Source organism: Companilactobacillus tucceti DSM 20183 (assembly GCF_001434665.1).
Lineage (GTDB): Bacteria > Bacillota > Bacilli > Lactobacillales > Lactobacillaceae > Companilactobacillus > Companilactobacillus tucceti.
This window is the reverse complement of the sequence record NZ_AZDG01000001.1, coordinates 17524-33370: the sequence shown is the minus strand read 5'-3', so window position 1 is coordinate 33370 and position 15847 is coordinate 17524. Positions and strand designations below refer to the sequence as shown.

The 15847-nt window shown below is 34.1% G+C and carries 13 protein-coding genes; 1 reads left to right on the top strand and 12 read right to left on the bottom strand.

Features of this window, described 5'->3' with window-relative positions; all coding sequences use genetic code 11:
- Nucleotides 1–19: 19 nt before the first annotated feature.
- The 12 genes from rpmI to FC72_RS00095 form a co-directional block, all read right to left on the bottom strand.
- A complete protein-coding gene (gene rpmI / locus FC72_RS00150; RefSeq protein WP_057763535.1) occupies nucleotides 20–217 on the bottom strand; it encodes a 50S ribosomal protein L35 in 198 nt (65 codons plus the stop codon).
- Nucleotides 218–231: 14 nt separating this feature from the next.
- A complete protein-coding gene (gene infC / locus FC72_RS00145) occupies nucleotides 232–762 on the bottom strand; it encodes a translation initiation factor IF-3 (protein WP_057763533.1) in 531 nt (176 codons plus the stop codon).
- 189 nt (nucleotides 763–951) lie between these two features.
- On the bottom strand, nucleotides 952–2898 hold the full coding sequence (thrS, locus tag FC72_RS00140; RefSeq protein ID WP_057763531.1) for a threonine--tRNA ligase: 1947 nt from the start codon (nucleotides 2896–2898) through the stop codon (nucleotides 952–954).
- A 306-nt stretch (nucleotides 2899–3204) separates the two neighbouring features.
- On the bottom strand, nucleotides 3205–4113 hold the full coding sequence (gene dnaI / locus FC72_RS00135) for a primosomal protein DnaI (protein ID WP_057763529.1): 909 nt from the start codon (nucleotides 4111–4113) through the stop codon (nucleotides 3205–3207).
- A 2-nt stretch (nucleotides 4114–4115) separates the two neighbouring features.
- Nucleotides 4116–5483, bottom strand: a complete 1368-nt coding sequence (locus tag FC72_RS00130; RefSeq protein ID WP_057763527.1) for a DnaD domain protein — start codon at nucleotides 5481–5483, stop codon at nucleotides 4116–4118.
- Nucleotides 5476–5958, bottom strand: a complete 483-nt coding sequence (gene nrdR, locus FC72_RS00125; protein ID WP_057763525.1) for a transcriptional regulator NrdR — start codon at nucleotides 5956–5958, stop codon at nucleotides 5476–5478. The genes FC72_RS00130 and nrdR overlap by 8 nt, the downstream gene beginning before the upstream one ends.
- Nucleotides 5959–5979: 21 nt before the next feature.
- Nucleotides 5980–6573, bottom strand: coding sequence for a dephospho-CoA kinase (gene coaE / locus FC72_RS00120; protein WP_057763523.1), 594 nt, complete (start codon nucleotides 6571–6573; stop codon nucleotides 5980–5982).
- Complete coding sequence (gene mutM / locus FC72_RS00115) at nucleotides 6570–7397, bottom strand: DNA-formamidopyrimidine glycosylase (protein ID WP_057763522.1); 828 nt, start codon at nucleotides 7395–7397, stop codon at nucleotides 6570–6572. Before mutM ends, coaE begins: the two co-directional genes overlap by 4 nt.
- 30 nt (nucleotides 7398–7427) lie before the next feature.
- Nucleotides 7428–10085, bottom strand: coding sequence for a DNA polymerase I (polA, locus tag FC72_RS00110; protein ID WP_057763520.1), 2658 nt, complete (start codon nucleotides 10083–10085; stop codon nucleotides 7428–7430).
- Between the two features lie 123 nt (nucleotides 10086–10208).
- Nucleotides 10209–11600 (bottom strand): MFS transporter, encoded by a 1392-nt coding sequence (locus FC72_RS00105; RefSeq protein WP_057763518.1) that lies wholly within the window; start codon nucleotides 11598–11600, stop codon nucleotides 10209–10211.
- Between the two features lie 135 nt (nucleotides 11601–11735).
- Nucleotides 11736–12920, bottom strand: coding sequence for a multidrug effflux MFS transporter (locus FC72_RS00100; protein ID WP_057763515.1), 1185 nt, complete (start codon nucleotides 12918–12920; stop codon nucleotides 11736–11738).
- A gap of 273 nt (nucleotides 12921–13193) precedes the next feature.
- Nucleotides 13194–14393 (bottom strand): metal-dependent hydrolase family protein, encoded by a 1200-nt coding sequence (locus FC72_RS00095; RefSeq protein ID WP_057763513.1) that lies wholly within the window; start codon nucleotides 14391–14393, stop codon nucleotides 13194–13196.
- Between the two features lie 250 nt (nucleotides 14394–14643).
- Here FC72_RS00095 and FC72_RS00090 point away from each other — a divergent pair, with 250 nt between their 5' ends.
- Nucleotides 14644–15831 carry a hypothetical protein gene (locus tag FC72_RS00090; protein ID WP_057763511.1) on the top strand — a complete coding sequence of 396 codons (1188 nt, stop codon included), beginning with the start codon at nucleotides 14644–14646 and terminating at the stop codon, nucleotides 15829–15831.
- The last annotated feature ends 16 nt before the right edge of the window (nucleotides 15832–15847 follow it).

Sequence of the window (15847 nt, the reverse complement as noted above, 5' to 3'; positions counted from 1 at the left end):
TTAAATTATCAAAAATTAATTAGTATGTAGCGAGCATTTGTTTGATACGCTTCATATCACTTGCATCTACCATGCCTGGCTTAGCCAATTGACGACGTTGCTTCTTTGTCTTACCGTGGAAACGGTGACTTGTATAAGCATGACTTCTCTTCCAGCCACCATTAGCAGTTTTCTTAAATCTTTTTGCTGATGCGCGGTGTGTTTTTTGTTTAGGCATTGAAAGTCCCTCCACTATTTTTTCTTATTATCTTTTGAACTAATTGGATCAAGCATTAAGAACATGTTACGACCGTCCATCTTAGGCCTTGTAGTTACGTTTGCAATATCCTTGGTCTGTTCAGCGACACGGTCCAAAACTTCTTTACCTATCTCTTTATGAGTAATAGCCCTACCCTTAAAGCGAAGAGAAACTTTGACCTTATCACCTTTAGACAAGAACTTACGAGCGTTATTAAGCTTTGTATTAAAGTCATTATCTTCAATAGTAGGACTTAGTCGTACTTCTTTTAAACTAACGGTTTTTTGTTTTTTACGTGCCTCACGATTCTTCTTTTGAAGCTCAAATTTATATTTACCGTAGTCCATGATTCTAGCTACGGGAGGATTTGCGCCAGGAGACATAAGCACTAAGTCCATACTAGCTGCGTCAGCTAGACGTTGTGCTTCTGCTCTTGGTTTAACCCCAACTTGATCTCCGGTTTCAGAAATTAATCGTACTTCTTTGGCACGTATTTGATCGTTTATTAATAGATCTCTTGCTATGAGTAGCCACCTCCATAATTATTTGGACCCACAAAAAAAGTGGGCGCATACAACGCCCACCATTATTTATACAATCGTATTATAACCTAGAGGCGAATGCATAGGTGAGAAGCGGGCGCTTCTGCTTAATCTCAACAGTTATTAATAATACTATCTTATTAATAAACTGTCAACCAATTGTAAACTTTTTTATCCATTTCTACGACTAAAGTTGTTAATATCAGCTTCAACACTACCAACAAACATGGCAACATTCTCTGAATTAGAGTTATCTTCACCATATTTTCTAACTGAAACAGTAGCATCTGCCATTTCTTGATCACCAACAACAACTGTATATGGAACCTTCATTGTTTGAGCGTCACGAATCTTGTAGTTCATCTTTTCGTCACGATCATCAATTTCAGCACGAATATTCTTTGCACGTAATTCTGAAAGAAGGTTCTTAGCATATTCACCATGTATTTCTTGGTTAACAGGAATGATCTTAACTTGCAATGGAGCTAACCATGTTGGGAATGCACCCTTGTACATTTCAATCAAGTAAGCAATAAATCTTTCCATTGTTGAAACGATACCACGGTGTATCATAACTGGTCTGTGTTCTTCACCATCTGAACCAACATATGTCAACTTAAATTGTTCTGGTTGCATAAAGTCAAGTTGGATAGTTGATAATGTTTCATCGTTACCTAGAGCTGTCTTTGTTTGAACATCAAGTTTTGGACCATAGAATGCAGCTTCACCTTCTGCTTCATAATAATCCAAACCAAGGTCATCCATAGCACCTTTAAGCATTGATTGTGATCTGTTCCACATTTCGTCATCATCAAAGTACTTTTCTGTGTTAGCAGGATCTCTGTAACTTAGACGGAATGAGTAGTCAGTAATATCAAAGTCTTTGTATACTTCTACCATTAATTGTAGTGTACGTTTGAATTCTTCTTGAATTTGATCAAGAGCAACGAATGTGTGACCATCATTCAATGTCATTTCACGAACACGTTGCAAACCACTTAAAGCACCTGATTTTTCATATCTGTGCATCATACCTAATTCAGCGATACGAACTGGTAATTCACGGTATGAACGAATGTGATGTTTGTAAATTTGAATATGTGAAGGACAGTTCATTGGACGTAATTCAAGCATTTCGCCATCACCCATGTCCATTGGTGGGAACATATCTTCACGATAATGTTGCCAGTGACCTGAAGTCTTATAAGCATTTAAGTTCATAAGAATTGGTGTGTAAACGTGTTGGTAACCCCAAGCAACTTCCTTGTCGATGATATATCTTTCAATAACACGACGAATTGTAGCACCATTTGGCATCCAGTATGGAAGTCCAGCACCAACTTCTGGGTCAACGAAGAACAAGTCAAGATCACGACCTAATGTTCTGTGATCACGTTCTTTAATTTCAGCACGACGCTTCATATCTGCATCAAGATCATCTTGGTTAAAGAATGCTGTACCATAAATTCTTTGAAGCATTGGATTACTTGATTTACCTTGCCAATATGCACCAGCAACTGATAGAAGCTTGAAGTGTTTCAAACCACTTAAACTAGGAAGAACAGCTTGGTAACCGAAGTCAACAAAGTTGTCTAATTTGTATACTGGAATTTGAACAGCTTCGATGGCATTGATCAATGATGACTTGTATGGATCATCTTTGAACATTTCAACAAGGTCTGATTTGTCCATCAATGTACGTTCGATCTTGTCATTCTTTTTGATGATCTTTTCCATAGCTTTTTCAATGTCTTCAAGTTCATCAACACTGATTTGTCCATCTTTATCATCGGTATCTACGTAGAAACCATCATCATTACTTTGTTTTTCACCAAAGTGTAGGTTCTTCTTAACTTCACTAGCAGCAGCACCGAATACCAAGCTGGCTGTATTTCTCAATGTAATCAATGAATCCTCATTATCATCTTGTGAAAGAATTTCAATTTTTCCATCTTGTTTAATAGCACTATCGATATCAACTAAAATACCATTAACTTTACCAGCAACAGCTTTTTTACCTAGAGATGTACTAATTGACTTAGCAACTTCTAAGACTGTAGTGCCTTGATCAAACTCCTTAACAGAATCATCTGGGAATTGCAATTTGATTTTTGACATATCTTGTTTCCTCCTAATTTTTTGACAACAAATAAAAAAATGCGTCTCTGAAGTACAATATACAAAATTTGTATATATACTTCAGGGACGCATTTCTACGCGGTTCCACCCACATTAAAACTGGACATAAAGAACAGTTTTCTCTCTTTAGTTATAAAGTTACCGTCTACAAATATACAGTTTTAACGTGAAAGTGGTAACTTCAGTAATGGGTAAGCTTTCAGTAATCGTACCCTCCCTGAATTAGAACCGAAGTGTTGTCTTTCATGAACTTATTGAAACATTAATTTTTTAATTTTGCAAGCCCTATCGCTGAAATCTTTTATTTGGACCTGTAACAATTACTTGTCTTGAAAGATATTTAACTCTTTCCATAATTCTCTTAGCCTTCACTGGCTCTTGCTCTCCACGCTGATTAACGGCGAGATGTTCTTCTAATTCATCCATTGAAAAATTAGATGAGAAAAATGTTGGTAAATTTTCTTGCATTCGATATTGTAATATAACTCCCAATACTTCGTCACGAATCCAACTGGACATTGAGTCAGCCCCAATATCGTCTAACATCAAAATTTCTGAGTCTTTAATTTTATTTACTTTATCTAAAACATTGTTTTGACCAATAGAATTCTTCATTTCAACAGCAAAAGTAGGAAAATGCATAATGATTGTTCTAACATCTGACTTAAACAATTCATTTGCAATTGCACCCAGCAAATACGTTTTACCTACACCAAAATCACCAGCTAAATAAAGTCCTGGAACATAGCCTTTATGATTATTATAGCTTTCAATAAAATCTAAGGCACTAGCAAGTGCTTCTTGTCTTCCAGCCCCATCATAATCATCTAAAGTTGCTTTTCTAATGTCACTTGGCATATCCATCAAAACAAAACGAGATTCATATTCCGATTTCTTGGCTTGATCACGTTTTTTAGCATTAGGTACATAGGCAACTTCAATATTATGATTGCTTACAACAAGTTTTGGATAATAGCCCTTGGAAAGTTCACTTTGATTAGTCTTATGATTATAAAATTCATAAATACTGGCGGCACTAACGGAGATTGCATCTTTATTAATCGATTCCTGATTTTCCTTTAGAAATCTCTGAACATCAACATCATTTAAAGCTTTATTCAACAATTTCCGATAATCGTCGGTTAAATTCTTTGAACTTAAATAATCTGATAATGTTTTTCCTAAATTTTCCATGATTAATTATCCTTATTCCGCATTTTTCTAAGACGTTCCTGTAACTCTTGACGCTTAATTTGTGCATTCTTATCGTTAGGTGCAGTATTAGACTGAACTTTACTCCAATCAGTCGCTTTTTCCACTTTCTTATTGCGATTATTATATCTACGCGGATTGCGAGGTCTGTTTTGAAAATCTCGTAATCTTTGTAAAGCTTGTTCAGGAGTCTTAACCTCATTTTGTTGCCAATCATTAGCGACGGTTTCCATCAAAGCAACTGAAAGAGTCGGTGAATTTTGTAAAATATAATCAACCAAAATATTCAAAACAGATGGCGATAAGTAAGTTTTCATAGCCATATCTCGTAAAGCCTTAGATTCTGCTGCTCCGGTGAATCCACCACTTTTTTGCTTTTCAGCAGCCAAAAAGTCAGCAGGAACCATTGATTTAGCTTGTTGCAACAACAAATTATCCGCCCTACTAAAATTATTCGTTACGGGAGCTTTTGAAGTTTCAGGTTTAACCGCATTTTTAACAGTAATATTAGCATTTTTTTCAAATCGATCTTGAACGGCTCTGCGCAAACGTGCAGGGTCTATTTTATTATCTACGATATTAGCTGTTTTACCGATCAAATCAATCAAAGCCATCTCATCTATACCATAAAACAAGTGTAAGTTAATAAGTAATTCTTGATTTTGTAAAAGATTTTTTGAATCAATTTTATATAACTGATTGATTCTATCCTGAATCAATTCCCAATCAAGTTGTTGCATGGCCGCTTTATTTACCTTAGGCGCATTTTTATTAGATTGGTCGGCAAACTCACTTTGACCATTTTTAACTTCAGCTGGAGTATTGATCAAATCATCATTATTTAACTGAAATACTTCCAAAAAATCCTTAGTTATTTCAGTTGAATCATCTAAAATTTTCTCTGATCTAGAATACTTTGTTACTAATTCTTTGTAATTTATTTGACCTACTTTTTCGTATAAAAAGATACTCATTAAATCATCTTTAAAGAATTCTTGTGGAGTCAAAGGTTCAAATAATTGATAAACACAATATTCTCCTAAATCATCTGACTTTGTAAAAGTTCTAATAAGTCCCAAGGCCTCTGCTCTCATACGTGCCGCATTAAATTTTTTTAAATCAATGTTTAAAAGACTTAACAAATCACTATGACTCTTTCTAGCAGTAACCACTTCTTTATTAGGTACTTTTTCCCACAACAACAAATAAACACTGTATGCATTGGTACCTAAAAGTGGCAAATAAAGATCAGTCAAAATATGGCGATCATAATCATTTATTTGACCATGTGGCAAACACCAATAACCAGTTAAAGGAGTTATCTCTAAATCAGAATTGTTATCTCTATCCAAATTCCCCATCCTTAATCGTGTTTGTTTTGGCTATCATCTCTTGAACTTCTTTCATAAAGTTGTTCATATCTTTAAATTCACGATAAACACTGGCAAAGCGAATATAAGTAACATCATCTACATCGGCCAATATCTTCATGACATGTTCACCAATAACTTGTGAACGTACTTCATTTTCACCAGTTGCTCTAATTTGGTTCTCTACTTTATCAACTATTTCGTTCATTTGATCCATAGTAACTGGTCGCTTTTCAGCAGCACGAACCAAACCTCGAAGTAATTTCTCTCGGCTGAACTCTTCTCGGTTACCATTCTTTTTAATTACTAATAAAGGTGCTTTTTCAATTCGCTCAAATGTGGTGAATCTAGTACCGCAATACTCACATTCACGTCTTCTGCGAATGGCACGCCCTTCATCACTTGGTCTACTGTCAACAACCTTTGATGAATCATGATGACAATGTGGACAGATCATAAGACAGACCTCTTTTCTTAATTATAGATTTTTTAGTAATGTTTTTATTTCACTTTGTAATTCAGATAAATCACCAGAATTATCTATCACATAATCAGCCAATTTCTTCTTTTCTGCCATAGACATTTGTGAATTTATTTGATCTTCAGCTGATTTTTTATCCAAGTTATTTCGCTTCATTAATCTTTTTAATTGAATATCGAATTCTACATAAACACTAATAACAGCATCAAAATAAGGCTGATAATTACTCTCAAATAATAATGGTATCTCAAAAATGTAAATAGTTTTGTCATCTAATAAATGAACATTTTCAATAATATTTAAAATTCTTTTACGAATGAGTGGTGCTGTTATATCAGTTAGCCTTTTTAACTGAGTTTTATCACTAAAGACAATTTTACTCATCTTTTTGCGATCCAGACTACCGTCTGGTAATAAAATATCTTCACCAAATTCTGAAACTATTTGTCTTAATCCAACAGTTCCAACTTCTACAACTTCTCGCGCAATTTTATCCGCATTAAATATCTTACAACCATTTTCGGATAAAATATCCAACACAGTTGTTTTACCAGAGGCGATTCCGCCTGTTAATCCATAGATTTTACTCATTTTATTACCTGACAATGTGGACAAAAGTGCGTTCCACGACCACCAACTTTAATTTTTTCAATCTCGGTTCCACAGCGATCACAAGGTGTTCCCTCTTTACCATAGGCATGTAGGAAATCCTGCATATGACCAGCGTGACCAGTTGAATCAAGATACGAACGTACTGTTGATCCACCGGCTTCAATTCCCATTTTCATTTCCATATTGGAATATTTGATCACATTTTCAATATCTTCATCATTCAAATGATTAGCCGGAGTTTCTGGATGTATTTTTGCGTTCCAAAGAACTTCATCGACATAAATATTTCCTAAACCACTCATCACTGATTGGTCTAGTAAAACTGTTTTAATATCTTTTCGATGACGCATAATTCTTGGCTTTACATTTTCAAATATAAATTCTTTTGACAATGGTTCTGGTCCCAATTTTTGAATTGATTTATTAATTGAAAGGTCTCTAGTACGCCAAAGTTGCATACGTCCAAATTTTCTAACATCATTATAAATAAGCTTTTGACCATCATCTAATGTGAAAATGGCATGAGAATGTTTGTCGATCATTGCCGGATCACTGGAAACTCGATACTTACCTTCCATACGAAGATGACTAATAATTGTATAACCATTATCCAAATGAATCAATAAAAATTTTGCTCGACGACCTATATCAGTAATTTTTGTGCCGGTAACCATATCGATAAATTGATCAACATCCCCAGTAATCAAATTCTGATAGCGTATTTCTACATTTAAAATCTTGCGACCCTTAACTTGTTTAATAAGACCTCTTCTTACTGTCTCAACCTCAGGCATTTCAGGCATTTAATTCACCTACTTTGATTTATTAAATAATTATTTTGCTTCGTACCAAGTCTTTCCATGTGCCGATTCCACTTTCAATGGAACATCTAATTTAACAGCAGAATCCATAACGCTTGGAACTAATTTTTCAAGAATTGGTATTTCCTCTTTAGGAGCTTCAAAAATCATTTCATCATGTACTTGTAATAGAAGATTTGCTTGAAGTTTTTCTTTATCAAGCATCTTTTGCATATTGATCATAGCAACCTTAATAATATCAGCTGCACTACCTTGAATTGGTGTATTCATAGCAGTTCTCTTGGCAAAGTTTCTGACATTGAAGTTCTTAGAATGAATATCTGGTAAATAACGACGACGATGCATAATTGTCTCTACATAGCCATTTTCGCGTGCAAATTTAACTATATCATCCATATATTTTTTAACACCTGGATATTGTTCAAAGTATGAATCAATAAACGCTGCGGCCTGTTTTCTAGTGATACCAATATTTTGGGATAATCCATAGTCACTAATACCATAAACGATACCAAAATTAGTAGCTTTAGCTTGTCTACGCATATCTGGTGTTACTTCATCAGTACTATCCAATCCAAAAATTCTCATAGCAGTATGGGCATGAATATCATAATCTTCTTTAAATGCTTCTTGCATATGCTCATCACCAGAAATATGAGCTAGAACACGTAATTCAACCTGTGAATAATCAGCTGAGAACATTTCCCAATCAGGATTCTTTGGAACAAATGCACGTCTTATTTGACGACCTTCATCAATCCTTATTGGAATATTTTGCAAATTAGGTTCGATTGAAGATAATCTACCTGTTTGAGTAAGGGTCTGCAAATAAATAGTATGAATTTTATTATCTTGTTGAATAAACTTCTGTAATCCAACTACATAAGTAGATTGAATTTTAGATATTTGTCTGTAATCCAAAACCATTTGTACAACTGGAGATTTGTCTTTTAATTTTTCCAAAACATCAACCGAAGTTGAGTACCCTGTTTTAGTCTTCTTAATAACTGGTAATTTCAAATCTTCAAACAAGACTACACCCAACTGTTTGGGTGAATTGATATTAAATTCTTGTCCAGCTTCTTTGTAAATCTTTTGTTCTATTTCAGTTAATTTCGTGGCAAAAGTATTTTCCATTTCTTTTAAACGTGATGCGTCTACTTTTACACCCTTGATTTCCATTTCAGCTAAAACATTTGATAATGGCAATTCAATTTCATCATACAAACTATCTTGATCATTATCCTTTAACTCAGATAGCATTTTTTCTTTTAAAGTATCGATAACTTGAGCTTTTTGACAAAGGAAGTTCATTAAAACTTGATTATCTTCTGGTACAGCCTTTTTTACACCTTTTCCATAGAATTCCTCTTCCATAGGAAGGTTATAGCCATAATTTTGAGCGACAATTCCCAAATCAGATTTGTTGTCGTTTGTATCAAGCAAATATGAAACAAGTAATAAATCAAAACTTACGCCCTTTAAATCACATCCATAACGATGTAATAAGGCAATAGTTTTCTTATTATCGAAAGTATATTTTTCTTTTGATTCGTCTTCTATCCACTGTTTGAAGTCAGCATTCTCAAGGATAGAAACATCTGAAGTAGCGTAATATGTATCTCCACTTTTAACAGCTAAACCAATAATGGGATCAATATGATAATTTCCACCAAAACTTTCTACGACAATTGTTTGCGGATCAGAACTTTTTAGAATAATTTTAGTAGCATCTTCATTTAAGTCTGAGTACTTAATATCAGCCATAGCTTCTTGTGTTTCTTCTGGTTCGACGTTCATCTTCTCTAAAAATGAATTGAAACCTAACTTTTGATAAAACTTAATTAGTTGCTCTTGGTTATCACCATGATATTCCAAGTCGCCTAATTTAATTTCTACTGGTGCTTCTTTATTTATAGTAGCAAGTTTTTTACTCAAAAATGCTTGATCTTTGTCGTTGATCAAATGCTCTTTGAGCTTGCTCTTCTTCATTTCATCAACATGTTCGTAAAGATTTTCCATAGTGTCATATTCATTCAAAAGCTTAATGGCAGTTTTTTCGCCAACCTTTTCAACACCAGGATAATGGTCAGAGTTATCTCCCATTAATCCTTTCATATCAATTATTTGCTCAGGACTAATCCCAAGCTTTTCCTTAACGTGTTCTGGAGTATAAGCTTCAGTTTCTGTAACACCTTTAACATTAACTTTAACCGTTACATTATCAGTCGTTAACTGAGTCAAATCACGATCACCAGTGATCACAGTAACGTCCATATTTTCTTGATCAGCTTCACGAGACATCGTTCCAATAATATCATCAGCCTCGTAATTCTTCAGTTCATAAGTTTTGATTCCACGCAAATTTAATAATTCTTGGATCAAAGGAAGTTGTTCCATCAATTCTGGTGGAGTTTTAGCACGTGTACCCTTATAGTCAGAGAACATTTCCGTTCTAAAAGTTGTTTTACCAGCATCAAAAGCTACTAATGCGTGTGTAGGTTTTTCATCTTTTAAAACTATTTCCAACATATTATTAAAGGCATATAAGGCATTGGTATGAATACCATCACCTGAAACAAATTTATCTAGTACATTATGCATGGCAAAAAATGCTCTAAAAGAAACACTGTTCCCATCAATTAAAAGTAATTTTTTCTTTTCCGTCATATTTTCTCCCATTAAAAACGAAATTAATCATATCTATTTTAACAAAGTATCGCTCTTATTGAAAAACAAAGGGTCAAACAAGAAAAGAGAACGTGAAAGTCCACGATCTCCTTTAAAGTCATACTATTTTTTTGTCTGATACTTTCTTTCAACATATATAACTGAAATCAAAATAGATGCAGCTAAAATAGTTAAAATAACAAAATCAATTCTTGTTCCTGTAATGGTACTAACTATTTCATCACTATTGCCCAATGTTGCTGCAGAAATGACTACTGACAATACGTTAGTTCCAAGTGAACCTGCATATTGTTGCATCATACTGAACAATGAGTTTTGATCAGATTTATTCTTATCCTGAACTTGTACACTTCCATCTGACAACGTTGTACCAAATCCAAAATTAAACCCTATTCTTAACAATAAGTATATTAAAGTAATGCTGACCAAGGTTAAATTCTTTCCAACAACCAAGAATAAAAATGCACCTATTGTTACTAATGATCCACTAGTTATTAAAGGAATCGTCGGCCCTTTTTTATCATAAATATAGCCAGCGTATGGTCCAATCATCGCACCGATCAATGAACCCGGTAATAACATTAATCCTGCTTGAGCAGAACTTAGTTTTAAAACTGTTTGTGCAAAAATTGGCAGTACAAAAGATAACCCAATATTAATAAACTGTAAACCAAAATAACCAAACAATCTAAAACGTAAAACCGGTATCTTCAAAATAGAAAAATCAATTAATTGTTTCTTACTTTTAAGATTATATATGATAAACGCTGCAATGATAACAGCGGTCATCAATATCCAAACACCAAATTGTGATGATATGAATCCGTGTTTTCCAGCTTGATCAAAGGTAAATAAAATCATCGAAAAAATTGCTGCAAAACCAACTACACCAATATAATCAAATGACATCCCCTTTGTTCCTCTAGCATCACCTTGTATAGAAAACCAACCGATGACTGACAAAAGTATAATAATTGGAATAACTCCAACGAAAATTGCTCTCCATGACCAAAGTCCATTGACTATTCCACCATATGTAGGACCAAGAGCTGGAGCTAAAGAAATAATAATACTTGCAAATCCCGTATAAGCACACAATTTGGCAGGTGGAACTTCCTCAAAAATCAAATTAAACATTAACGGCGTCGATAATCCCGTAGCGATAGCCTGTAGCAATCTTCCGGATAATAAAATACTAAAATTAGGAGCAACCATACATATCAAAGTTCCTAACAAACATAACAATGCCGCAAAACTAAATACCTTAATTGGCTTAAACTTTTTTAAAACAAAAGCTGTCGTGCTCATTACAATCGTGGTCAACAACAGATATCCTGTTGTAAGCCACTGAACTGTTCCTAAACTAACATTTAAATTTTTAGTAAGCGTCGGAAAAGTTACGTTCATTGAAGTTTCAACAAGAACCCCAACAAAGGATAACAATCCAACTGCTAAAATAGATAACTTAACACGTGTAGATACTTTTTGATCCACATTTTCATCCTCTTTTCCAAAAAAATAGAGATATCGTCAATCAACGATATCTCCGTCACAGATATAAATTTAAGTTGAGGTCTCCCTCGAGCAAATATTACTTTAATCCAATTTAATAACATTGTCAAAGTATCATTATTCTTCAACAGCGTAAGATTTAACATACAAATTAATACAAGAAAACAACATCACTAAACTCAAAACAAACATAAACTCAGGCAGCATACCAATCGATCCATTATGGATAAGACTGATCAAATATGTCAGTAAGCTAACAATAAGATAATAGCCTAAACTAAATATTCCACTAGCACTTCCAATTACATCTTCATAACCTTTTAAAGCTAAATTTAATGCAATTGGTAACGTAATATTTAAACCTAAAAATATCATAAAAAATCCAATTATCATGATAATTGATTGGTCAAATCTCAGTAGAAGAATTAACAATCCACTAGAAACAACACTAAAAATCAAACCTGATATTAAAATTGTTTCTGACTTAAAGTAATTTACTAAATAATTTACCAACAGAGATCCTAGTAAACTTGCCAATGCTAGGACAATACCTAAACTTCCATATTGGACTGAAGTAAATTCAAAATGATTCATAAAAATGAATGGTGCTTCAGAATAATAACCAAAGAGTATTCCGTTGATACCTCCAATTAAAATTCCATAGGACCAAACACGAGAATCAGTCAAAAGTCTCTTCGTTACTTCTATTAATGAAGTATTTTCAACACTTGTTGTAATCTGTGTTTCCGGTAATCTATAAAAACTGTATAACAAGACCAAGATAGCCATTGCGACTAATGTACTAAAAACATTACGATATCCTAAATATTGCTGAACAACTCCACCGATCAATGGACCAAAAGCCGGTGATAAAGCCATAGCAGCACCTACTTTAGAAAATACCTTGGCGCCTTTTATGCCGTCAAAACTTTCACGCATAATAGTTTGCGTAACAACTGAACCAATACTTGCCCCAAAGGCTTGTACAAATCTGTTTAATAATAAAATTTGAAAATTAAAGCTGAGCAATAATCCCAAGTTACCAATTAAATAAACAACTATTCCCCACAACATAGCTCTTCTTCGACCGACTTTATCCGACAATCTACCCCAGAAAAAGACTCCAATTGCAAAAGCTATGAAATATATACTCATTGTCAGTTGTGATCTGGATGCACTGACTTGCATATTGCTACTAATTTGAGGCAATACGGGTGTAAAGATGGATTCACTTATTTGTGGAAATCCTACTAACACAATAATCAATAATAATGATGGTACTCTTTTTTGGACGTTCTTCATTTTTCTCTCCTAAATAGTTACTTTGCAGAAAAACGTCCTAAACCGTTTGCTGGGACACAAACTATGATTTTATCAATGTCCACAGTATTCACCTAATTTCTTTATAAGATGTGTTGTATATTACTTGAATTATGGTTTAGATGCAAATAACTCTGGAGGTTGCAGTCGGTTTTGAGTTAAATAATGCCACAAAAAAAGTGACTATCGAATTTAATAGATAGTCACATTACTATTATTTCTACATATATTGTATTGAAGATGCAATCTCAAAAACTACTTAACCAACTCACCCTTTTTGTAAATAGCTTTGTCCGCTTGAGCAACTGCTTCAACATTTTCCAATGGATTATTGTCCAATACTAAGAAGTCAGCAACTTTACCTTCTTCAAGACTTCCATACTCATCAGTAATTCTTAATAATTCAGCAGCATACTTTGTAGTACCAAGAAGTGCTTGATATGGTGTTGCACCAATACTTGTTAACAATGCTAGTTCATCAGTTGTACCTGTTTCAAAACTATTAAATGGTGTTCCGGCATCTGTACCGACAACAACTTTAACACCCTTTTTAAGTGCCATACCAATATTTTTGAAGAAATCATCTTTAACAATGTCGTTCTTTTTGATCATGTAATCTGGAATTTTACCAACTCCATATTTATCGATTCCGGCACAAGCATTTAAAGTAGGTACAAGGTAAACATTATTTTCCTTCATAAATTCAGCTTGTTTTTCATCAACATAGATACCGTGTTCAATTGAATCAACACCAGCATCTAAGGATAATTGAATACCACGATTACCTTGGGCATGTGAAGCAACTGTCATATGTTTTGTATGTGCTTCTTGAACGGCAACTGCCATCTCGCCTTCAGTTAATTCAGTATCATCAACTTGATCAGTTGAAGACATTACACCACCAGTAGCCATGACTTTAATATTTTTAGCGCCGAGTTTGAAGTTTTCACGAACAGCTTTTCGCATTGCATCAGGTGAATCAACTAAATGACCCATGGTAGTTTCACCGTTTAGGCCTTCAGTAAAGTCACCATGTCCACCAGTCATTGTCATAGGACGTCCTGATGGCAAAATCTCAGTACCCTTCAAGCCACCTTCAGCCTGAATGTTAGCTAATTTAATATCAGTATTAAAAGCACAGCCACAATCTCTAATATATGTAACACCTGAATGTAATAAAGTGTCTAGATTCTTTAAAGCCAAGTATGTTACTTCTGTTTCAGATAAATATTCAAGTTTGTCACTATTATCTGGATCCATCATTAAATGTGTATGGGCGTTGATAAGTCCTGGCATAACATATTTTCCATGAAGATCGACAACGTCATCACTAGCTTTTGGTGCTCCTGTACCAACTGCAGTGATTTTCCCGTTTTCATCTACAGTTAGATAACTATTTTCTATTATCTTATTATCAGTTCCATTAAATAAATTTAAATTAGTGAATGTTGTCATAAAAAATTCTCCCCTTATCGGTCAGGTCAAAAGGCCTAGCTTTTTAAAATGTATATTAAATACTAAGAGTAATTTTAATTATTGTCAAACTAAAATTAGAAATTTTATATTTCATGAAGTTTTCATTAGTTAAAGTAAACGTTTGCAGTTTAAAAACATTGTTTTAAGTGGATTTGTCATTGACATAAAGATTAGAAAAGATTAAATTTAGACCTATTATTTATTTAATATTCAAGGGGGATCTATTTTTATGGAATACTTAATTGCATTCACAATTGTTATGGTATTCATGTTGATCGGTGACTGGGTTTCAGCGGTCACTAAAGCATTCATACCATCTATTTTTATTACGGCGGTTCTTTTTGCTATCGGATTTTGGACGATCATCCCTAAGGATATTGTTGCAAAGGCATCCTTCAACACAGCTTTTACTGGTATGGGTGTTTCATTGCTATTAGTACATCTTGGTACTTTAATGAGTTTAAAAGAACTTATTAATCAATGGAAAGCAGTATGTATTGCTTTATTAGGGGTTTTAGGTACATTAGTTCTTACATTAACTGTTGGTACATTGATATTTGACTGGCACACGGTTGTCGCTGCTATTCCTCCACTAACAGGTGGTATGGTCGCAACTTTGTTAATGACAGATGGATTAAAAGCTGCTGGTGCAACAGCTTTGGTAGCTTTGCCAGTTTCAATGTTCATTCTGCATTCATTTATTGGTTATCCAATGACTGCAATTCTTTTAAGAAAAGAAGGACGCAGATTAAAGGAAGAATTCAAGAGTGGCAAAGGTCATATTGATCCAAATGCTCCCAAGATAACTGGAATGGCAGATTCACTAGATACTAAAAAACATATCTTGCACTTACCAGAGCAATTTCAATCACCAGTATTTATCATTGTTCGTGTTGCTTTAATTGCTTTATTGGGAAACTGGTTAGCAGGATTAATGAACGGAGTTATAAACGCTAATGTTATCTGTCTTATTCTAGGTGTTTTGGCTCATCAATTAGGTTTACTTGAAGATAACGCCTTGACTCGTGCCGGTGTTTTCAATTGGTTGATTTATGGATTAATGGCCTATGTCTTCTCTCAATTAAGTTTAACTACGCCAGATATCATTGGTGGAATTCTTATTCAGATTTTAGTTTTGATTGCATTAGGAATTTTAGGAATGTTCATTGCTTCATATCTACTAGCTAAGCCTTTTGGTATGAGCAAACAAATGGCTTTCGCATGTTCGTTGACTGCCTTATTCGGATTTCCAGCAGACTTCATTTTAACAACAGAAGTTTGTCATACAATTGCCGACAACGATCAAGAAGAAGAATACTTAACACAAAACATGTTGCCTAAAATGCTGGTTGGTGGTTTCGCAACAGTTTCAATGGCATCAGTTATTATTGCCTCGGTTTTCTTGAAATTAATTTAAAAAATAAGTGTTTCCT

What these genes read in the sequence shown, in the direction of transcription:
- rpmI (WP_057763535.1), bottom strand. Translation starts at nt 217, where the DNA reads ATGCCTAAACAAAAAACACACCGCGCATCAGCAAAAAGATTTAAGAAA.
- thrS (WP_057763531.1), bottom strand. Translation starts at nt 2,898, where the DNA reads ATGTCAAAAATCAAATTGCAATTCCCAGATGATTCTGTTAAGGAGTTT.
- dnaI (WP_057763529.1), bottom strand. Translation starts at nt 4,113, where the DNA reads ATGGAAAATTTAGGAAAAACATTATCAGATTATTTAAGTTCAAAGAAT.
- nrdR (WP_057763525.1), bottom strand. Translation starts at nt 5,958, where the DNA reads ATGATCTGTCCACATTGTCATCATGATTCATCAAAGGTTGTTGACAGT.
- coaE (WP_057763523.1), bottom strand. Translation starts at nt 6,573, where the DNA reads ATGAGTAAAATCTATGGATTAACAGGCGGAATCGCCTCTGGTAAAACA.
- mutM (WP_057763522.1), bottom strand. Translation starts at nt 7,397, where the DNA reads ATGCCTGAAATGCCTGAGGTTGAGACAGTAAGAAGAGGTCTTATTAAA.
- polA (WP_057763520.1), bottom strand. Translation starts at nt 10,085, where the DNA reads ATGACGGAAAAGAAAAAATTACTTTTAATTGATGGGAACAGTGTTTCT.
- FC72_RS00100 (WP_057763515.1), bottom strand. Translation starts at nt 12,920, where the DNA reads ATGAAGAACGTCCAAAAAAGAGTACCATCATTATTATTGATTATTGTG.
- FC72_RS00095 (WP_057763513.1), bottom strand. Translation starts at nt 14,393, where the DNA reads ATGACAACATTCACTAATTTAAATTTATTTAATGGAACTGATAATAAG.
- FC72_RS00090 (WP_057763511.1), top strand. Translation starts at nt 14,644, where the DNA reads ATGGAATACTTAATTGCATTCACAATTGTTATGGTATTCATGTTGATC.